This is a genomic window from Pseudohongiella sp. SYSU M77423 (genome assembly GCF_029911965.1).
Taxonomy (GTDB): Bacteria; Pseudomonadota; Gammaproteobacteria; order Pseudomonadales; family Pseudohongiellaceae; genus Pseudohongiella.
The window spans coordinates 259,463-279,747 of sequence record NZ_JARYTH010000004.1; the positions used below are offsets into that span (position 1 = coordinate 259,463).

Sequence of the window (20,285 nt, forward strand, 5' to 3'; positions counted from 1 at the left end):
AGACACCCATTTAGCTAGCTGAATCAGGAGTAGATTATGTCTGCAAAATCAGACAACGCACCGTTTGACTGGAAAGATCCGTTTTTGCTGGAACAGATGCTGACCGAAGAAGAGCGCATGATTCGTGATACCGCGCGTCAGTACTGTCAGGAAAAACTGCTGCCGAGGGTGCGTGACGCGTATCGCAATGAGCAGACTGATCCTGAAATTTTCCGCGAGATGGGCGCACTGGGCCTGCTGGGCCCAGCACTGGACGGCTACGGTTGCACCGGCACCAACTATGTGAGCTATGGTCTGGTGGCTCGTGAAGTGGAGCGCGTCGACTCAGGCTACCGCTCAATGTTCAGCGTACAGTCCTCGCTGGTCATGCACCCGATCCACGCTTTCGGCAGCGAAGAGCAGAAGCAGAAGTATCTGCCCAAACTGGCAAGCGGCGAGTTCATCGGCTGTTTTGGTCTGACCGAGCCGGACCACGGATCCGATCCGGGTGGCATGGTGACTCGCGCCCGCACAGTCGAGGGTGGCTACAAACTCAGTGGCGCCAAAAACTGGATTTCCAACTCCCCCATCGCCGATGTGTTCATCGTCTGGGCCAAGAATGATGATGGCGTGATCAAGGGTTTCATCCTGGACAAGGGCATGGCCGGCCTGTCAGCACCCAAGATTGAAGGCAAGCTGGCGCTGCGTGCGTCCATCACCGGTGAAATCGTCATGGACGAAGTGTTTGTGCCGGAAGAGAACATGCTGCCTCACGTTGAAGGCCTGAAAGGTCCGTTCAGCTGTCTGAACTCTGCGCGTCTGGGTATCGCCTGGGGTGCCCTGGGTGCTGCAGAGACCTGCTGGCACGCGGCTCATGACTACGTCATGGATCGCAAGCAGTTCGGTCGACCATTGGCTGCCAATCAGCTGATCCAGAAAAAGCTGGCTGTAATGCAGACGGAGATTTCGCTGGCACTGCTGGGCTGCCTGCAGGCCACTCGTCTGAAGGACGAAGGCAAACTGGGTATTCCGCTGATTTCTCTGCTTAAGCGCAATTCATGTCTGAAGGCGCTGGACGTGGCACGAGAAGCGCGCGACATGCTGGGCGGCAATGGTATCTCTGATGAATATCCGGTCATGCGCCACATGCAGAACCTGGAAGTGGTCAACACCTACGAAGGCACTCAGGATATCCACGCCCTGATTCTGGGTCGCGCCCAGACAGGCATCCAGGCGTTCTTCTAAGCTTGAATGAGTCGGAGGGATTTGGCCTGCTGAATCCCTCCGGGCTCACTAAGCAACACCCTCATTGCTGCCTTGCTGAGCCAGCTTTGCCAGCAGACCGAATAACGCAGTGTCGTTAAGCAGCGCCATTTTTTCCCGGCGATTCATCCAAGCCAGAACCTCCGATACATCCGCAGCATCACTGAGTTTGAGCCTGGCGCCGGCTGCATCCATGTCCGGATCTCCGCGGCGTTTGACCGGGCGCTCTCCGGCCAGATTGAAATGGCGGGACGCCTTTTCGCTGTCCGTTAACAGCAGCGGAACGTCCACGGCATCCACGACAACCTGGAACTCTTCGCGGTAGCGATCACGGTCGTTAATCTCCGGCGCAGAGGACACCTCTTCAGGAATCCGCAGCAGGCCCAGCCAGGCCAGCATTCGCGCAAAGCTTTTGCTGCCGCTGAGCGCTGACAGAGGGATCGACAGTACCAGGCCAGTAATAATTGGCAGCATCCAGTAAAGTAGCGGGTTTTGCAGCAACACCAGGCCTGCCAGCACGCTAATGCCGACCAGGGTGTGAAACCAGTGGTGCTTGAACAGCAGGCCCCAGTCGGTGCCATGGGTATCGCGCTGCTGAGTTGACCAGCCCGAATCCTTGCCACGAATTATTTCCCAGACCTGGCGGCTGTGAATCATCATAAATATGGGCGCAAAAAGTATCGAAAAGAACAGCTCAAGTGCCGCACTCAGTGTCAGCCGGATGGGCCCCATGGCACTGCGAACATCGCGCCGGAACAGGCCAGCCAGGTATCCCAGTAACTTGGGTAACAGCAGCACCGACATGGTGAACACAAACAGCATGATCATGCGCTGTGAGTCAAATACTGGCCAGTGGGGGAATAGCTGAAAGTCGTCAGTGAAGTATTCAAAGCCCTGGGTTGCAATCTGTGCACTGATCAATAGGCCCACCGTCATCATGGCCAGCCATAGCGGCGATGCGATATAGCTCATCACGCCGATCAACATGTGCATTCGATTGGGCCAGCGCATGCCTCGTGTAGGGATCACGCCGAGATGCTGAATATTGCCCTGAGCCCAGCGTCTGTCCCGCACCGCAGAATCCAGCAGGGTAGGAGGGCTTTCCTCCCAGGAACCTGTCTGTGCCGGCATCATGCGAACTGACCAGCCCGCCCGGCGAATCAGCGCTGCCTCCACGAAATCGTGTGACATGATATGACCACCAAATGGTCGTGGCCCGGACATGACGGGCAGTCCTGCCGCACTGGCGAAGGCAGAGACACGAATAATGGCATTGTGGCCCCAGTAATTACCGTCATCACCCTGCCAGGCGGTCATACCATGCGCGACGACGGGTCCGTACAGCGTGCCAGCAAATTGCTGCAGACGGGCGAACAGCGTCTTGCCGGCATAGAGTCGTGGCAAGGTCTGCAAAATCCCACAGCCAGGATCCGCATCCATTTCCCTGACCATGAAAGTCAGGGTGTCGGCTGCAATCAGGCTGTCTGCGTCAAGCACGATCATATAGTCGTACCGAGCCCCCCAGCGGGTCACAAAATCCTGCACATTACCGGCCTTGCGCGCTGTGTTCATGTAGCGGCGCCGGTACCAGACCGAAATGCGCCCTTGAAGGCGCTCGCGCAGCATGTCCACCGCAGCCGTTTCCTTGACCCACACATCCGGGTCGGTGGAATCAGAAATAATGAAAATCTCAAACCAGTGTTGTTGCTGTCTGGTGATCAATGCTTCAGCCATGGCCAGTAATGCGGAGCAGGTGGCGGCAGGATCTTCGTTGTAGACTGGCATCAGCAAAGCGGTCTTGCCACGCGGCTGGGCGCCTGAACTGGCGGCGGCCTTGGGATGACCGAAAAACAGGCCTGCGATGGCGCTGGTAGCAGCCAATGCGATCCAGCCAAAGGTCAGCAGGTACAGGACCAGTAACAACCACTGCAGTCGGGTGACATCACTGACCGAGATAATCAGATACATCTGGTAGCCAGCGTAGGCGGTTAGCGCCAACGCTCCAGGAAACGTAATCAGCCTGGCCAGAAAGGTTGCCAGGGACTGCCAGCGAAATTGAACCTGCGGAGCAACCTTCAGATTCTGCGCTGGCATGTCCAGCGGCGCCGGCTGGGGTGTGGCGCCAACAATTTCCCTTATTGAGTCCATCTATATATCCAGGTTTCGCCCCACTGTTTATCATTGACGTGCAGAGTCACGCGTAATTCCATCAGATCGGCACGGCCCGGGTCGATCCTGATAAAGGCGCGATACTGACCCGTCGCCTGGACCAGCGTACCACTTGTGTCGATCAGGGTACCGGCGCTATTCGTGACACGTATCTCGACGGCGTCGGAATCCGTGATGACATTGGGAATCTTGTCACCACCTGCGTAGTCGATTACAAATACCATGTCATCGCCATTTATCGACTGACCGCGGCTGGTGTCGGTAATCCGCCCCACCTCCAGCTCATACGGGCCAACCGGGCCCCAGTGCATGCGATACCGGTAATCATACTGGTTGCCGGGTTGCAGACTGTCTTCGGGCTGCCAGTAAGCCACGATGTTGTCGTGAACTTCCTGCGGTGTGGGAATCTCAACCAGAACCACCTCACCAACGCCCCAGTTTTCCAATGGCTCTATCCACAGCGAGGTGCGCTTGTCATAGCGAGCTTCGCTGTCGTTAAAATCTTCGAACTGATTGTGACGCTGCATCAATCCAAAGCCTTTGAGAGAGGACGATGCGGAGGATACAAACGATGAAGACTGCAGGCGCCGCGGGTTGGCCAGCGGGCGCCATATCTGCTCGCCGTTCTGCATCATGATCTGCAGCCCGTCGGAATCATGCACCGCCCGGCGGTAATCGTCATAGCGACTGCGGTTGGTGTCGTCAAACATGAACATGGAGGTCAGCGGTGCGATGCCGTAGTGCGTCATTTCCTCACGGGGGAAGAGAGAGGCCTCTACGTCCATGACGGTCGAATCGCCCGGCCGTATATCAAATCGGAAAGCACCGGTGGTTGATGGGCTGTCGAGCAGAGCGTGGATCACAATCTTCTCAGCACCCACCTCCGGCCTTTCTATCCAGAAATCCGTGAAATAAGGAAACTCCTCACCTTCCGGGCGGGCGGTATTGATCGCCATGCCGCGCGCTGAAAGCCCATAGAACTGGTCTTTGGCAGTACCCCGAAAGTAGCTGGCACCCTGGAAAACCAGGAACTCCTCGAAGCGATCGAGTGTATTGATCGGGTGATATACGCGGAAACCCGAGTAACCCTGAGCGTCAAAGTTCTGTACGTCGCTGATGCCTTCCTCATACCGGAATATGTCGGTGGTGTAGAGCACCTGCCGCGAGACACCGCCTACCACCAGATTGATGTTGACGGGCGTGGTGTACAGGAATCCAGGATGGAAAAGATCCAGCGTAAAATTGCGATCCTGTCTGGCCCAGATGGCGGCATACGGATCGAAAGAAATGCGTCGATACTCGTCATAGTCGAGTTCGTTAAGTGGATTGTCCTCATCAAGTGCCGGCAGTTCGAAAGGCTGCTCAGCCAGTGATCGTGCGTGTTCAAGCAGCCACTGGCGACTGAATCGATGTGTAAGACGCTCTGGTTCTGCCGAGGCGGTGCTGGCGGCAGTGCCGGTCGGGCTGGTGGCTCCTGACGGCTGTGACTGCGTCAGTACCGGCGCTGCAAAAACCAGAACGACCGTACAAATGAGCGCGGTCAATATGGCGTAAGCGGGGGACTTTCTGATAACCATTTACTTTCCTCAAAATTTCCCTGAATCCTCAAGACAGACCAGTACTGTAGATACTGTTTAAATCGCTATCGGGATCATTGGATGTTTGGAAGGCAGGCGTATACACCGGGGCTGGGAGCGATCGATCAGTACTGATCGACATCATCCATGCACAACTGCAGGGCACACCGCATACCTTTCGGCAACGATCCTTTGACCAATTCAGTCCCAGCCATGGTGGCTGGATCAGTCATTGTGTACCTTTTAACCCACAGTCATAGTTGCGACCATCATACAGCCGGGAAGTTCCGCGCGTAAGTCCCGCGCAAAAATATTTTTTCTATCGATCGCTCCGAAAACCCTGCTATTGTTGAGTCTGACGTCGGCAATCGGTCCAGGCTGGGCTGCACTGCGTATACCAACACGAGCTCTTACTTCTCTTTTATCTAGCGACAGGCCCGGATTCGATCTTGCGTTTTACTCTTCGCACTTCCCCATTTGCTCATTACGCGATGACGATCTCGGCGTTCGCTGTGCTGTTCCTCGCACTGGTTCTACCCAATCGCCTGGACTGGATATCACCAGCAGCTTTCACGATGTTTCCGCTGGAGCTGATCCTCATCGGGATACTCCTGCTTGCTCCCGGGCGTAGCGGCACCGTGCTTCGAATCCTGCTGTCAGTTCTGCTGGGCCTGAGTCTGGTACTCAGAGGGGCTGACCTGGCGACTCACGAGATGTTCGCCCGGCCGTTTAATCTTATTTTTGATGGGCATCTGCTGGCCGATGGCAGTCGCTTGTTGACTGGAGTGCTGGGAAGCGTCGCTGCTGTTGCTGTCGGTATTTTGCTGGCATTGATGGTCGCCCTGCTTTGTGTGCTGGCATTTCTGGTGCTTGGTCGCATACAGCAGACCTTGCGAATAAAACCCAGGCTGTCCGGCGTGACTCTGCTAGTGCTGCTGACTGCCTGGTGCGCGCTTGACACATTCAGGTGGGTGGAGCGGCCACGAACCGACGCCTACGCCTGGCATCAGCTAAGACTGCACGCCGAAGATACCTGGCGAAGCTGGCAGGACATTCAGGAATTTGCGGCCACCGTCGGTGTCGATGAGTGGTCTGACCGTCTCGGTGATCAGCTGTTTGATCGCTTACGTGGTAAAGATGTGCTGGTGATTTTTGCTGAGTCCTACGGGCGCATGCTGCTTGAACGAGAGCCGTTTGCCGACCAGATGCGTGATGCATTGTTGCAATCCGAAACGGTGCTGCGTGCCGATGGATTTGAAATGCAGAGCGCATTTCTGACGGCACCTACCGTCGGTGGCCTTAGCTGGCTGGCGCATGCGTCCGCACTCGCAGGCACCTGGATCGACAGCGAGACTCGTTACAAAAGTCTGGTCATGAGCGAGCGTGCCACGCTAAACCGCTTGTTCAGAGACGCAGGCTGGCGAACCGTCGCCGCGATGCCGGCAATCAGCATGGCCTGGCCTGAGGGTCAGTACTATGGCTACGATCACATTTATGATGCGCACAATTTTGGTTATCAGGGCCTGCCCTTCAATTGGGTGACCATGCCCGATCAGTACGTTCTGTCGGCACTCCATGCGCGTGAACTCAGCGAGCAGGTACGCCCGCCTGTCATGGCCGAGATCGCACTGATCTCCTCACATGCGCCATGGACTCCGGTGGCGCAGCTGGTGCCCTGGACTAAGGTTGGCGATGGGCGAATTTTTGACGAGCAGGCCCAGGCCGGTCCGACACCAGAGGAAGTCTGGCAGAATGTTGAATCAATCCGCGATCACTATCGACGCTCGATTGAGTACATGCTTGCATCGGTAGTTTCATACGTAGAGCATTATGGAAACGACAATCTCGTGATTCTCCTGCTGGGAGATCATCCACCAGCACCTCTGGTATCAGGTGACCCGGAAGGGCGTGATGTTCCCGTGCATCTGATCGCTCGTGATCCGGCCGTATTCGAGGCCGTATCGCAGTGGCGCTGGCAGCCAGGAATGCTGCCGGACGAGAACGCGCCGGTATGGCGTATGGATCAACTGCGAGATAGATTTGTAGACGCCTTCTCCAGCACCCGTTTGCCTCTGGAAAAAACGGGCTCTGGCGGATCAACAGCAACAGGAGCCAGGTAATGCAGACGCAAGCTAATACGACTTCCCTTGCGACCCGGCTGCGCGAGCGATGGGGGCTGACAAGATCTTTACTGATGTACTACGGCATTCCGGGACGTCAGGCACGGATGCGAAACTTCTACAGGCAGTTCATATCACCGGGCGATCTGTGTTTCGACATCGGGGCGCATGTTGGCAATCGGCTTAAGGCGTGGCAGGCACTGGGTGCACGCTCCGTTGCCGTGGAGCCACAGCCGTTGCTGATGCAGACCCTACAAAGCCGCTACGCCAGCGCAGAGGACATTGATCTCGTGGCCCAGGCGATTGGTGCGCAGCCAGGTGAGGCAACGCTGCACATCAGCACTCAGACGCCGACTGTGACAACCATGTCCCAGGAATGGATAACACAGGTAAAACAGGACGCCTCATTCGAGCGTGTTAAATGGGATCGTCAGCTTGTGGTGCCGGTAATCACGCTGGACCAGCTGATTGCCGCAAAAGGCGAGCCGGTGTTCTGCAAAATTGACGTGGAAGGATTTGAGCTGCAGGTCCTGCAGGGATTATCGCGCCCGCTTCGCAGCCTGTCGTTTGAGTACATCCCTGCAGCAATATCGATGGCGACCGATTGCATTAATCGCCTCGAAGAGCTCGGCAACTATGAGTACAACCTGGCACCTGGTGAGTCACATCGACTACGCTATGATCAGTGGCTTGCGGCTGACGATATGCGACAGCAGCTGAAGAACATTAGCCAGGGCAGTGGCGATGTTTACGCCAGGCTGCGCACTCGCTGATTGCCGACCTGTACACGGCTACCTTCTACCTACTCGCGCGCTGCGGAAGCGCCAACAGATCCATGTGTCCCACACTGCAGCTGCCGGTATGTACATTGGCCAGGCGAAAGTTTATCCATTCCTGCAGTTCTGCCTGCTCAATTGACGACTGCACCGCATTGGCGATGCCATGTATCAGCTCGGTCATCAGTTGAGTGTCACCAGCAGTCCCATGATTGCCGCGCAGCAGCCACGGACTGCTTGCCGATAACACAGTGTAGCCGGCAGCGGTCAACACCTGAGTGAGGCAGGCGGAGGCATGTGGGCCGAGTGCCGGACCAAAGCCTTTATCCCGGCGCTGGTCCTGGTTGAATGCCTGCAACACAGTCATGTCCAGCTTGTGAGCCGGCGTCCAGCGAGTAATGCCGTCATAGTTCAGTGCTGTATAAACGGCGATCGGATGAGTCTGGCTGGCAATGGAGGCGACCAGGGATTCAATAAACTCAGCGGACACAAGGTCAAACAGTGCGGACGCGGTTAACAGATTTATATCGCTGAGGGAGAGATGCTCTGGTTGAGCCAGATCTGCCACCCGGGTTTCCAGGCTGTGCCCGGCTCCGTAACGTTCAGACGCCACGCTCAGCAGGTCGGCATCGTGGTCAATCAGACGCCAGGCATATCGACCGGTTTCAACACCGCCTGCGGCGAATGCGCGCAGCGTGGATCCGGTACCCGAACCGAGGTCTGCAATCATGGGCTGCTGCCTGTCGCGAGACTGCTCAGACGACGACTGATCCAGCCACTGCTGGGCACGTGCCAGCAGTGCAACATCACGCGCACGCAGGTCTGCAGCCTCACGTAAATCGAGCCAGTCGACACTGAACCCGGCCATTAGTAATCACTCCTGTTTGCCAACTCTTCAGTTAAGTTCAGCACCAGCATTGCGCTGTCCCTCCAGCCAGGCAGTGCCAGGGCTGCCTGCCTCGCGCCGCGCTGTAAGGCCTGTCGCCGCGAGCTGTCGGTAAGCACCTCGCGCAAGGCGGCGGCAAGCGCCTCTGCGTCATCGGCAGGTACCAGAATGCCAGCAGACGCTGGCACAACATCGGGGACAGCTCCGGCGCGCGCTGCGATGACCGGTAAACCCGCTGCCAGCGCCTCAGCAAAGACCATTCCATAGCCCTCAAATCTTGATGGCAGCACAAACAGATCAGCCTGCTGATATTCGGGCTGCAGATTTTCCACTGATCCGACGAAATCAATACGCCGGGCCAGCTGCTCTTGGTTCACTTGTGCTTTCAATTGCTGGGCCCACTCCCGGTCGAAATGGTCGCCGCCGACGAAACGTGCCTGCCACGGCAGATCCTTCAGTACGCCGAGTGACTCAATCAGCACATCATGCGCTTTACGGCGAGTCAGTGAGGCAACCGTCAATAGGCGGGGAGGATTACCAGTACAGGGGGCGAATTCGCTTCGATCAGTGCCGGGGCAGGCCACCAGGATGCTGTTTGTGTCGAGATCGAACTGATTGCGCAATATTTCTGCGGTATGAGGACTGGTGACAACTGTCGCACGAGCGCAATGCAGAGAGCGCTTTTCGGAGTGATGCAGGGCGTCCTGCTGCGCAGCACTCAGACCCGCCTCAAGTGATAATGGATGATGACACAGGGCAATCAGGCTCAGCCGCCTGGCGTGGCGACTGACAATCTGATCCATGACGCCCATTGCCAGGCCATCAATCATGACCTGGGCGCCATCGGGGATAGCCGAAAGTTTCTGCTCAGCATCAACAAGCGCGTCTTTATCTGGTGTCGGAAAGCGGTCCGACAGCGCAATCGGAATGACCTGTTTGCCAAGCGTACGCAGCTCACTGATCAATCGCCGATCATAGTGATAGCCGCCAGTGGGTGTGCCGAGATCTCCAGGGAAAACAAAGTAGAGGGGCAGGGTGCTCACAGCTGATTTGATCCGTTCCAATGCAACAGTCGTAATCTAATTAACAGTCAGACCACCTTACCACGGCGCTGACCCGGAAACTGCAAGTTTCAGTCAAAACAGTCAATCTAGAAGAGCGTGCCATGAGCAAACAATCGCTATCCGTCACCCGCAAAGTCTGCGCCAGAATTCCTACCGACCACGGCGACTTTCAATTGTGTCACTTCGCCAACACCCTGGACGATAAAGAGCACCTTGCCCTCTACATGGGCAATCCGGCTTCGGTCGATCCGGTGCTGGTCCGTGTCCACTCTGAGTGTTTCACCGGTGATGTGCTGGGGTCGCGGCGATGTGACTGTGGTGAACAACTCGACCGGGCGATGGCCATGATTGCTGAGGCTGGCACCGGCGTGATTCTCTATCTGCGACAGGAAGGCCGCGGCATCGGTTTGCCAGATAAACTGCGCGCCTACAATCTGCAGGATCAGGGGTACGATACAGTTGATGCCAACCTGATGCTGGGTCATGTGGCAGATGGACGCGATTACTCACTGGCGGCCTTGATGCTGCAGGATCTGGGAGTGCGTTCAGTGCAATTGATGACCAATAACCCCGCCAAGATCGATGCACTGACTACGGCTGGCGTTAACATAGCCGAGCGCGTGTCGCTGCAGATACCCGCCAACAACGACAATTTCGATTACCTGTTGACCAAAGCCCAGCGAATGGCTCATCTTTTGCCACTGAGTTCCCTAAACAGTCAGTGACTTCATGAATTTCAATCAACGCCTCGAGCAATGGTTGGTCGACGCACAGCAGGCTTTTCACCAGAGCACGGGGCGCATTGAACAGCGCCCGCATGTCACCCTGAGCTATGCGCAGAGCTGGGATGGCAGTATCACGACCGGGCCTGGCGAAACGCTCGCCTTGAGCAGCCCTGAAGGGCTGCGTATGACACACCAGCTTCGCAGTCTGCACGATGGTATCCTGGTGGGTATCGGCACCGTTCTGGCCGACAACCCGCGTCTTAATGTCCGTGAATGGACCGGCAATGACCCGCAACCAATTGTGCTCGACAGTCAGCTGAGGCTGCCGCCAAGCAGCAGGCTTTGCCAGAATGGCAGTAATGGAAAACGTCGTTGCTGGGTGCTGACCACACAGCAGGAGGCAGCCGCGCGGGAGGGCTGTGATCTGATTGTGACTCCGGGTGACGGTGAAGGGCACGTTGATCTTGCACAAGCCATGCAGGCACTCTATCAGCGCGGAATCAGAACGCTGATGGTTGAAGGCGGTGCTGCTGTCATTACGGCATTTTTGCGCACGCGTCTGGCAGACGCCGTGGTATTGACCGTGGCGCCGGTGCTTGTTGGCGGTTACAACGCGATAGGCAGACTGGCTGATCCGGCCAAGGTGAACTTTCCGCATATCACACCGCTACAAAGCGAACAGCTCGGAGATGAAATGATAGTCTGGGGCAAATTGAAGTATCGCGCGGAGGCAGCATGAGCGCGGGCATCGCAAGCACAACCCAGCTCTGGTTCACTGCGCCAAAACAGATAGAGCTGCGCAAGGTGAGTCTGCCAGCACCCACGGCAAATCAGGTGCTGGTCAAGACACTGTATTCCGCCATCAGCGCTGGCACCGAGCTGCTGGCCTATCGTGGACAGCTGCCGGCAGATATGGCGCTGGACAGCACGCTGGAATCCCTGCAGCAGCACGCCAGCTATCCAATGCAGTACGGTTATGCCTGCGTTGGAGAAATTGTAAACGTGGGTTCCGGGCTAGATGCAGATTGGATAGGGCGCCAGGTGTTTTCATTTCAGCCTCACGCCAGTCACTTTCTGACCGACACACAAAATCTGCAGCTGGTGCCCGACGATATATCGGCCAGGGCTGCCGCTTTTCTGCCCAACACCGAAACCGCCGTCAATCTGGTTCACGATGGTGCGCCCGTGATGGGGGAGCGCGTAGTTGTTCTTGGACAGGGTGTTGTCGGACTGTTACTGACGGCTCTGCTGGCCAAGCATCCACTGGCTGAGTTGATAGTTGTAGAGGGTCGCGCTGAGCGGCAGGCCCTTGCCAAACAGCTGGGTGCGCATCGGGTCGTGCACCCGGATGAGGCTGCTGCTCAGATCAGTGATGCAGATCTGATCTATGAAGTCAGTGGGCAGCCCGCTGCACTGGATACAGCTGTCGCTGTCAGTGGCTACAGCAGCCGCATCGTGATTGGCAGCTGGTACGGCAACAAAGAAGCGTCCATCAATCTGGGCGGCGCCGCGCACCGCAACCGGCTGCAATTGATTACCAGTCAGGTCAGCACGGTGGCGCCTGCTCTGACTGGTCGCTGGGACAAGCAGCGACGTTTCGAACTGGCCTGGCAGATGATTCGAGAGTGCGACCCGCAGCGACTGATCAGCCATGTCGAGCCGATACAGGATGCCGGGTCTGTGTATCAGCAATTGGATGAAGAAAAACTGAGTGTGGTCCAGGCACTGTTCGAGTACCCGGATTCATAAGCAGGAATGCCCGCCAGCTAAAGGCGCGCCAACTAACAGCAACAGGAATTACTATGTATACCGTAGCCGTAACACGTGATTTTATCGCCAACCATTACTTGATCGGGGGCGACTGGGGATCCGAAAACAGTCCGCACGCACATCACTATGTCGCCGAAGTCCGCATCGAAAGCGACACGCTGAATCAGCATGGATACCTGGTGGACATCGTCGAAATTGAAGCGGCACTCGATGATATTGTCACCTACTTTCGCGACAGCATGCTGAATGACAAACCGGAGTTCGCCGGACTGAATCCCAGTATTGAACATTTCAGCCGAATACTGGTTGAGAAGCTGATGCCGGAAATAACGCCGCCGGGCAAAGGTGTTCTGACCGTTAAACTCTGGGAAAACGAAACCTGCTGGGCCGCGTACCGTCAGTCCTTTGCCTGACGGCGACCACCCAGGCTGCCCAGGCACAGCAGACCGATAATCAGTACCACGGCGTCGCGAAGTCGTATTAGCGCAATCAGTGTGGCTGCCGCGGCAATGGGCAGCCCCAGCAGACTGAATGACCAAAGCAGCGATGCTTCGATGGTACCAATGCCACCTGGCACTGGCAGTAGCATGGCAAGTCGCATGCCCACCATGATCATGACGAGATTTAGAAAGTCGGGTTGAACACCCAGCATTCGCAGCAGCACAAAAAGCTCCAGCAGCAGCATGGCCCAGCCGAACAGTGATAGCAGCAGTGCGACCCAGAGTTTCAGGCGTTGCTCTTTGAGAGCGCCGCGTAATAAATTCACCATCGCAGACCAGCCACCGGAGCTGGTCTGAGCCTGCGGGTCTTCGGGCCGCGCCTGAAGATCCGCAGTCGGATGAACATCATCGCTGTTGCGAGCCTGACGCCAGCGCTGTGCCAGTGGTCTGAATCGATCCGCCAGCCATTGTGGATGTCGTATGATCACTGCCGCGGCCAGCAACATGCCACTTAGTACAAACACCAGTACCAGAGATATCTGCAGCCATTCTCCGGCGGGCAAAAGCGTTGTTCCCAGCAGCACCAATACACCGGCGAGCAGCACGGCAAAATTGCTACCCATCTCTACAAAGCGATCCATTCCCAGCATGGCCACTGCTTTGTGTAGCGGTAAGTCGAATCTTGTTTTGAGCCAGTAGAGCTGCAAGGGCTCGCCACCAAAGTGTGGACCGGGTGTAATAAAGCTGACTGCACTGCCGGCCTGCCGTAGACGAAACAGGTCCGGCAACCACATGGGTGCCGAAAGCGCACGGCCCAGAATCTGCCAGCGCTTGACTGCCAGATAGAGAATGACAACATTAATGGATACCCACAGCAGCCAGTCACGCCAGCGCAGTCTGCTGATCCCGTCGCCAATGTCACGCAGTGGCAGCTGCCATAATGCATACCCGGCCAGCGTCAGCGCCAGGACCCAAAGCAGCACGGTCAGATATCGCCACTGAGCTTTTGTCATGAGGCATTCTCAACTGAGGTGCCGCGTCGCCCACTCACGGCCAGCCAGTCACGCCAGAAACCAATCAACAGTGGGATCATGAAGAGCACACCAAGCACCTGCGTAACACCGCCAGGAATCGGCGGCCACAGCGCGGTCGCCACCAGGCCCATCTGCCAGCCTGCCAGTTGGCGGCGCAGTTGACTGGGTGGCAGCGGGTATACAGCTTTGCCGTGCTGACGACGCCAGCGCAGGCCCCAGACAAACAGATAATAGGCAATGCTGACCAGCAGATAGCTGACATGCAGCTTGCCGGTGATCACCGCCAGCACTGGCGCGACCAGCAAGCCCAGCGCATCCAGTGTGGTATCCAGCTCGGCACCCAGCCTCGACACCTGCTGCTGGCGCCGGGCCAGCACACCGTCCAGTGCATCTCCAATGGCGGCTGCGGTATAGGCGACAGCGGGAATGTACAGCAGCGCGGTCGGTAGTGACAGGAGCAGGGCGGGCATCAGAAAGCCTGCTGTCACAGAGATCAAGAGTCCGCGTATCAGGGTCACACAGCTGCCGTGTCCGAGTGACGCATAAAGTACGTCGCTGTTTGCCGGGTGATTTAAATGCAATCGCTGCTGGCCTTGTCGCCACACATAAAACCAGACTGGCAGAGCAAGCGTCAGCCACATCAGCGCGAGCTCACTTGAAAGCGGCAATGCCAGGCTGAGTGCGCATAAGGCAATCAGCACAAAACCCAGGACGGCAATGTAGCGCAGCTGGCGTACCAGAGATTGCGGTAAGTCACGGGTGGTTGCAGAATTTTTCGGGTTGGCAGCCAACAGAGCACGTCCAGTTTGTCAGTTTGTCAGTTTGTCAGTTTGTGTAGTCAGTATACGCTGCCGGTATTGCAAGGGACCACCAAATGACGCAGTGGTCAGACCAACGTAAAAACGATAGTTTCAGCCAAATTTGGCGTCTTTCGCATACAAAGTCTGTATATTGAGGTCGTTAGCAATGCCAAAAGCCACAACCAATGGGTAATTGAAAATAAGGAACAAATCCAGAATAGTATTAAAACTCAATAAAAATGAGATCAGTATAAGGAGCGTCAATCATGCACAGGACCGCGCGACACGCTTTACTCGCAGCCATCACCAGCCTGCTGTTCACCACGCAGGCCGCCTCCCAGGAAATAGAAGGTGACATACCCGCCGACCTCGCCAGAGCATTGCTGGGCGAGAATCAGCCGTTTGAAATTCGCTTTTTCGAAGGCCTGCCTGAGCAATTTCCGGAGATAGAATTGCCAGCGGATTCAGCGCTGCTGGGTTCAGTCGACATGGTCAATTCCCAGCGTGTGGTATTGCAGGTGACCGGGGACGGCATAGCGCAACGGACGCAGCTCATAAACGAGCTGGAAGCGCTCGGTTATCTGATGATCACGCAACCCCACCGGATGCCGCCGCAACAGCGTGGGTTTGTGGCCCAGATGCCAATACCGCCCGGTATGCCGATTCAGCTTTGCCATAACGATCTCGGCATGCTGACACTTCGCATAGGCAATATGGGCGCTGTTGTGACGGCCAGTTCGAGAGGCGACACATGGATCGCGGATGCTGGGCGCACATCCTACACGCCTTTCGTAGTCGCCGAGCGCAATCTTCGTATGGCTTCGAACGCATCGCCAGCAGGTGCCATGGACAGCCTTCTATACATTACTCAAACGAATACGCCGTTTCGACCATTTGCTTCCACGCAGGGTGGTCAGAGCTGTGAGCAGTATCAGGCGCAGATGCAGGCACGCGGCGTGCCGGGCGGCTTTCCATCCATCAATATACAGGAGCATATGCCGCGCATAGAGCTGCCCGCCGAGGCCACCACGGAGGGCCCAGGTGGTCCATCAATGCAAAGCTTTGGTGGTTCTGCCTATACCACTGAATCGCGCATTCAGGTCAGCCTTGTTTGGCCATTGGACGAGCTGCTGGAACATCTTGCTGAGCAGATCGATGAACAGGGCTGGCAACGCGATCATCAAGCCACAGGCGCTGTCTCAGGATCGGTGGTGTGGACACGCGAGGTCGACGAGCTGAATCTGCTTGGCACCCTGCGAGCCCTGCGGCTGGTCGACGACGAATTTGAACTGGTGTTCAGTCTGCAGAGCATGCCGCGGGATTAAACACCCAGCACCACCCCAACAAACACGGCCAGCCCGACCCAGTGATTGTTCAGGAAGGCCTTGAAACAGGCATCGGCCTGCCGGTCGCGAATCAGCCAGTGCTGGTAGACCAGTAATGCGGCAGCGACCAGCAGGCTCAGGTAGTACCAGAAGGACAGCGCAAACTGCTGGCCGGCCAAAACCAGCGCCAGCATGAACATGCCCTGCAGCATGCCGATCATGACGCGGTCGGCGTCGCCAAACAGGATGGCAGTCGATTTGACGCCGATCTTGAGGTCGTACTCTCTGTCCACCATGGCGTACTCGGTATCGTAGGCAACCGTCCAAAGGCAGTTGGCAACGTACAGCAGCCAGGCAGTTGGTGGTGGCAGCTCACCGGTCTGGGCCGTGAATGCCATCAGAATGCCCCAGGAAAATGCCATGCCCAGTACGACCTGCGGCAGGTGGGTGTAACGCTTCATGAAGGGGTAGATGGTCGTCAGCACAACGGCGCCAATGGACATCATGATGGTGAGTGAATTGAGCGTCAGCAACAGCAGAAACGCCAGCAGGCAAAGGCCGACAAAGCAATAAAGCGCCTCTTTGCGGGTGATCTGGCCCGTTACAATCGCCCGGTTCTCGGTGCGCAATACGTCGCCGTCTATATTCGCATCGGCATAATCATTGATGCAGCAGCCAGCCGAACGCATGATCCAGGTGCCCAGCGTGAACACGATAATCAGTTTCCAGTCTGGCCAGCCATCGGCGGCCAGCCACAAGGCGCCAAGTGTCGGCCATAACAGCAGGTAGGTGCCAATCGGACGATTCAGGCGGGTCAGCAGAACAAAGGCCGGCCAGCGTGCGTGCAGACGTGGGGCATGGCGGCGCGCGAGCTGGTCAATAAACTGGAAAACGGACTGTCGGGCATTCTTTAGCAAAACGGAGACATCTCCTTTCACAGCGGCGGCTGTTGTTGGGTGCTCACAGAGTCATCTGCTCGGCAATCAGAGCAATGTCTTCTGAGGCCACCAGCTTGGCAACAAGCTCCCGACAGCGCTCGGGATTCAGTTCGCGGCGGTCGAACATCTCATCCGGAATCGGGTCAGTTGGTGCATCACCAATGCTATGTTCGCGCAACAGGCGCGTCGCGATAAACACCAGATTGGCATATTCAGCATGCTCTCCCTGATAGTCGGCATCCTGCTGATGACGAAGCGCGGTGCAGACTTCTTCCGGCATGTTCCAGGCCTGCATCAGCCAGGCACTGATCTGCTCGCGGCAGATACCTACCAGATGCTTTTCGATAGCGACGTGACTGATGTTGGGATTGGCTTCGGTGTAGCGACAGATACGGCTGAAATGCGGTGGGAACGTATGTGCCAGTACCAGGTAACCAAAATTGTGCAACAGCCCGGCCAGGTATATCAGGCCCTGGCGTGGGCGGACTCGCGCTGGCATCAGACGTGACAGTGCCTCTACTGTGGTGGCGCAATAGGCTGCCTGCAGCCAGTAAGGTGTCAGGCCATCAGAGCCGTCCTTGGGTAGACTGACCGTTCTTCCCAGGATCAGGCCTACCGCCAGATTACTGACCAGATCAAATCCCAGTACGCGCACGATGGCATCCTGGACGGAGCGGATCTTGCCCGGTGCGGCATAATAGGGTGACGAGGCCCAGCTCACAACCTGCGCGGCCAGGCTGGGATCTGATTCGACAATATTGGTCAGATCGGTCACCGAGGCGTTGGGGTTGGCACGCAGCTGCATGATGCGGTCAGCAGTGGGCGACAGCGGCGGGATTTCCAGGGTGTCATCAAGTCGCTGACGAATACGCAGTGACGTAAAATTGCGCAACGAGTCATTGATCTGCTCTGGATCCTGGTCAGCGTCTGGGAGCGAGTGGTCAAGTTCAGCGGCAGCTATGGTGATATCAACATGGCGAATGCTCATGCGTTGCTCCAGCAGACCATCGCGAACCTGCTGCAAGGTCATGCCATCAGCGTCTACCACCAGGTCACCACATGCTGCCAGGGATTGATCGACCCAGGTGGGCAGAGCAAAGAACTGCCGTGACTTGTCCAGAGGTACCAATTGGCGCATTTTGCTGGCGCGCAGGATTTGTGCACTTGGCATAGGATTCAGATCGCGGCCGCTGTTGGTCTGCAACCTGCCCAGCTCCAGCATTGAGTCGGTGGGCACCAGGCACTGCGCAATGACACCCTGTTCGTCGTGCACAAGCACACATCGCACGGGTAGTGAGTTTTTCATCGATCCAGATTCAGACATTACCGTACAGTTCCCTGTCCCCCAGCCAGCGATCAACCAGCGGGGCGATATGTGATGGATAGGCGACTTCAATTTGGTCAGCCGCCAATTTTACCGGATCAAGCAATTGAGCGTCACGTGACAAATCGGCAACGCGAAAGCTCATCAGGCCTGTCTGCTGCGTCCCCAGGACCTGTCCGGGGCCGCGTAATGCCAGGTCCTGCTCGGCGATGTAAAAGCCATCGTTACTGTCGCGCATAATGCCCAGACGCTGCTTGCCTTGCAAGGACAGTGGTGGCTGATAGAGCAACAGGCAGTGGCTGGCCTTTGCACCACGCCCGACACGGCCGCGCAACTGATGCAATTGGGCCAGCCCCAGGCGCTCGGGATTTTCTATGATCATCAGGCTGGCATTAGGCACGTCAACACCCACTTCGATAACGGTCGTCGCCACCAACAGGTGAGTGTCTCCGCGTTTGAAGGCATCCATCACCTCACTCTTTTCCGAGGGCTTCATGCGACCGTGCACCAGCCCGACTTTGAGGTCCGGCAGTTGCTCCTGCAGTGTCTGCCAGGTAGCCTCGGCTGCCTGACACTGCAGCGCCTCCGACTCTTCGATCAGCGTGCAGACCCAGTAGGCCTGGCTGCCAGCACGACAGGCATCGTGGATACGTTCGATAACGTCATCGCGACGGCTGTTGGCGATGACCACCGTATTGACGGGCGTACGACCGGGCGGTAGCTCGTCAATGATGCTGCATTCAAGGTCAGCATAGGCGCTCATGGCCAGCGTGCGAGGGATGGGCGTTGCCGTCATCACCAGTTGGTGAGGCAGCGTCTGCCCGTCATTGCCTTTTTCACGCAGTGCCAGGCGCTGGTGAACACCAAAGCGATGCTGTTCATCTATGATAACCAACCCCAGTCGCTGGAAGCGCACTTCATCCTGAAACAGGGCGTGGGTTCCGACAATGACCCGCGCATTGCCGTCAGCAAGCTGCTGCAGTACCTGCTGGCGCTGCCTGCCTTTGACTTTGCCACTGAGCCAGCCAACCTGAATGCCCAGTGGCGCCAGCCAGGCGGAAAAGTTTGCGTAGTGCTGCTCGGCCAGAATCTCGGTAGGAGCCATGATGGCTGCCTGGTAACCACTGTCCACGGCCTGCAATGCTGCCAGCGCGGCGACAACCGTCTTGCCGGAGCCCACATCGCCCTGCAACAGACGCAGCATTGGCTCTGTCTGACAAAGATCGGCATTGATCTCGTCACTGACGCGCTGCTGGGCATGGGTCAGTCTGAACGGCAGGCGCTTGGTGAACTGTGCTCGCAAAACCGGCTTGCCGGTCAGATCCGGTGCCAATTGATGGCTGCTTTGCTGCCGCAGTCGTCGCAGGCAAAGCCGGTGACTGAGCAGTTCTTCGAAGGCCAGTCGCTGTTGTGCCGGGTGGGTGCCCTCCAGCAGAGCAGCAACAGGGGCCGAGGTCGGAGGATGATGCAGATACTGCAGGGCTGCCGGGAGTGACGGGTACTTGAATACTGCCAGTATGTCTGCGGGAACCCAGTCGACCAGCGCGTCGGACTCATTGAGCATGGCCAGCGCCTGATCGATCAATGCCCGCAGGCGAACCTGCTGTAAACCCTCAGTAGCTGGATAAATCGGCGTCAACCTGTCCGCGACCGGTATTGTCTCGCCAGCTTTCAGAACCTGATATTCCGGGTGGTATAGTTCCGGGCCGCGCTTGCCGGCGCGGACTTCGCCGTAGCAGCGGATGCGATTGCCGGTGGCGAGCATGTTTTTCTGAGCGGCGCTGAAGTGGAAGAAGCGCAGACTGATCAGGCCGGTGTCGTCTTTGATGCGACACACCAGGCTTCGCCGGCGGCCGAATTCAACATCGCTGCCAACAATCTCGGCCTCCAGCATGACATCCTGGCCCAGTCGAATCTGACCGATGGAAGCTATGCGTGTCCGATCCTGATAGCGAAGCGGCAGATGGAATAACAGGTCCTGCACACTGCTGATGTGCAGGGCTGCCAGGCGCTCCACCAGACGCGGCCCAACGCCTTTCAGGCAGTTGACCGGTCGTTCGCTGAGCGGCGTTGCTGGCGGCATCGTCCGTGATTC

General features: G+C 57.1%; 17 protein-coding genes. 8 read left to right on the top strand and 9 right to left on the bottom strand.

Annotated features, from left to right (window positions below):
- The first annotated feature begins 36 nt into the window (after positions 1 to 36).
- Positions 37 to 1,224 (top strand): acyl-CoA dehydrogenase, encoded by a 1,188-nt coding sequence (locus QGM61_RS10765; RefSeq protein WP_237132591.1) that lies wholly within the window; start codon positions 37 to 39, stop codon positions 1,222 to 1,224.
- Positions 1,225 to 1,272: 48 nt separating this feature from the next.
- On the opposite strand, the gene mdoH is transcribed toward QGM61_RS10765, so the two are convergent.
- Together mdoH and QGM61_RS10775 are read right to left on the bottom strand one after the other, a co-directional pair.
- Positions 1,273 to 3,390 (bottom strand): glucans biosynthesis glucosyltransferase MdoH, encoded by a 2,118-nt coding sequence (mdoH, locus tag QGM61_RS10770; protein ID WP_281132950.1) that lies wholly within the window; start codon positions 3,388 to 3,390, stop codon positions 1,273 to 1,275.
- Positions 3,378 to 4,988 carry a glucan biosynthesis protein gene (locus QGM61_RS10775; RefSeq protein ID WP_281132952.1) on the bottom strand — a complete coding sequence of 537 codons (1,611 nt, stop codon included), beginning with the start codon at positions 4,986 to 4,988 and terminating at the stop codon, positions 3,378 to 3,380. Before QGM61_RS10775 ends, mdoH begins: the two co-directional genes overlap by 13 nt.
- A 449-nt stretch (positions 4,989 to 5,437) precedes the next feature.
- Between QGM61_RS10775 and QGM61_RS10780 the strand changes: the two genes are divergently transcribed.
- Both QGM61_RS10780 and QGM61_RS10785 read left to right on the top strand, forming a co-directional pair.
- On the top strand, positions 5,438 to 7,108 hold the full coding sequence (locus QGM61_RS10780; protein WP_281132954.1) for a hypothetical protein: 1,671 nt from the start codon (positions 5,438 to 5,440) through the stop codon (positions 7,106 to 7,108).
- Positions 7,108 to 7,881: an FkbM family methyltransferase gene (locus tag QGM61_RS10785; RefSeq protein WP_237132595.1), complete on the top strand. Its 774-nt coding sequence runs from the start codon at positions 7,108 to 7,110 to the stop codon at positions 7,879 to 7,881. Before QGM61_RS10780 ends, QGM61_RS10785 begins: the two co-directional genes overlap by 1 nt.
- A 25-nt stretch (positions 7,882 to 7,906) precedes the next feature.
- Here the strand turns inward: QGM61_RS10785 and QGM61_RS10790 are convergent, their stop codons facing one another.
- Both QGM61_RS10790 and QGM61_RS10795 read right to left on the bottom strand, forming a co-directional pair.
- Complete coding sequence (locus tag QGM61_RS10790; protein WP_281132956.1) at positions 7,907 to 8,752, bottom strand: class I SAM-dependent methyltransferase; 846 nt, start codon at positions 8,750 to 8,752, stop codon at positions 7,907 to 7,909.
- Positions 8,752 to 9,813 carry a glycosyltransferase family 4 protein gene (locus QGM61_RS10795; RefSeq protein ID WP_281132958.1) on the bottom strand — a complete coding sequence of 354 codons (1,062 nt, stop codon included), beginning with the start codon at positions 9,811 to 9,813 and terminating at the stop codon, positions 8,752 to 8,754. The genes QGM61_RS10790 and QGM61_RS10795 overlap by 1 nt, the downstream gene beginning before the upstream one ends.
- Before the next feature lie 122 nt (positions 9,814 to 9,935).
- Here QGM61_RS10795 and ribA point away from each other — a divergent pair, with 122 nt between their 5' ends.
- From ribA to QGM61_RS10815, 4 genes are read left to right on the top strand one after another with little or no spacing between them, the layout of a single operon-like run.
- Positions 9,936 to 10,559, top strand: a complete 624-nt coding sequence (gene ribA / locus QGM61_RS10800) for a GTP cyclohydrolase II (RefSeq protein WP_281132960.1) — start codon at positions 9,936 to 9,938, stop codon at positions 10,557 to 10,559.
- Between the two features lie 4 nt (positions 10,560 to 10,563).
- Positions 10,564 to 11,298 (top strand): RibD family protein, encoded by a 735-nt coding sequence (locus tag QGM61_RS10805; RefSeq protein WP_281132961.1) that lies wholly within the window; start codon positions 10,564 to 10,566, stop codon positions 11,296 to 11,298.
- A complete protein-coding gene (locus QGM61_RS10810; RefSeq protein WP_281132963.1) occupies positions 11,295 to 12,308 on the top strand; it encodes a zinc-dependent alcohol dehydrogenase in 1,014 nt (337 codons plus the stop codon). Before QGM61_RS10805 ends, QGM61_RS10810 begins: the two co-directional genes overlap by 4 nt.
- 53 nt (positions 12,309 to 12,361) lie before the next feature.
- Positions 12,362 to 12,742, top strand: a complete 381-nt coding sequence (locus QGM61_RS10815) for a 6-pyruvoyl trahydropterin synthase family protein (RefSeq protein WP_237132601.1) — start codon at positions 12,362 to 12,364, stop codon at positions 12,740 to 12,742.
- Here QGM61_RS10815 and QGM61_RS10820 read toward each other — a convergent pair.
- Both QGM61_RS10820 and QGM61_RS10825 read right to left on the bottom strand, forming a co-directional pair.
- Complete coding sequence (locus QGM61_RS10820; RefSeq protein ID WP_281132965.1) at positions 12,727 to 13,782, bottom strand: lysylphosphatidylglycerol synthase transmembrane domain-containing protein; 1,056 nt, start codon at positions 13,780 to 13,782, stop codon at positions 12,727 to 12,729. The two genes, QGM61_RS10815 and QGM61_RS10820, sit on opposite strands and share 16 nt — an antisense overlap.
- Entirely contained in the window at positions 13,779 to 14,594 is an 816-nt protein-coding gene (locus QGM61_RS10825) for a CDP-alcohol phosphatidyltransferase family protein (RefSeq protein WP_281132967.1), read from the bottom strand. The genes QGM61_RS10820 and QGM61_RS10825 overlap by 4 nt, the downstream gene beginning before the upstream one ends.
- A 275-nt stretch (positions 14,595 to 14,869) precedes the next feature.
- Between QGM61_RS10825 and QGM61_RS10830 the strand changes: the two genes are divergently transcribed.
- Entirely contained in the window at positions 14,870 to 15,928 is a 1,059-nt protein-coding gene (locus QGM61_RS10830; protein ID WP_281132969.1) for a hypothetical protein, read from the top strand.
- Here the strand turns inward: QGM61_RS10830 and ubiA are convergent.
- The 3 genes from ubiA to recG all read right to left on the bottom strand — a co-directional run bounded on the left by ubiA (position 15,925) and on the right by recG (position 20,273).
- The gene (gene ubiA / locus QGM61_RS10835) at positions 15,925 to 16,809 is read right to left on the bottom strand and encodes a 4-hydroxybenzoate octaprenyltransferase (RefSeq protein ID WP_281133069.1); all 885 of its coding nucleotides are present in this window, start codon (positions 16,807 to 16,809) and stop codon (positions 15,925 to 15,927) included. The two genes, QGM61_RS10830 and ubiA, sit on opposite strands and share 4 nt — an antisense overlap.
- Positions 16,810 to 16,888: 79 nt before the next feature.
- Positions 16,889 to 18,190 carry an HDOD domain-containing protein gene (locus tag QGM61_RS10840; protein WP_237132605.1) on the bottom strand — a complete coding sequence of 434 codons (1,302 nt, stop codon included), beginning with the start codon at positions 18,188 to 18,190 and terminating at the stop codon, positions 16,889 to 16,891.
- Positions 18,183 to 20,273, bottom strand: a complete 2,091-nt coding sequence (gene recG, locus QGM61_RS10845) for an ATP-dependent DNA helicase RecG (RefSeq protein WP_237132606.1) — start codon at positions 20,271 to 20,273, stop codon at positions 18,183 to 18,185. The genes QGM61_RS10840 and recG overlap by 8 nt, the downstream gene beginning before the upstream one ends.
- Positions 20,274 to 20,285 lie beyond the last annotated feature (12 nt).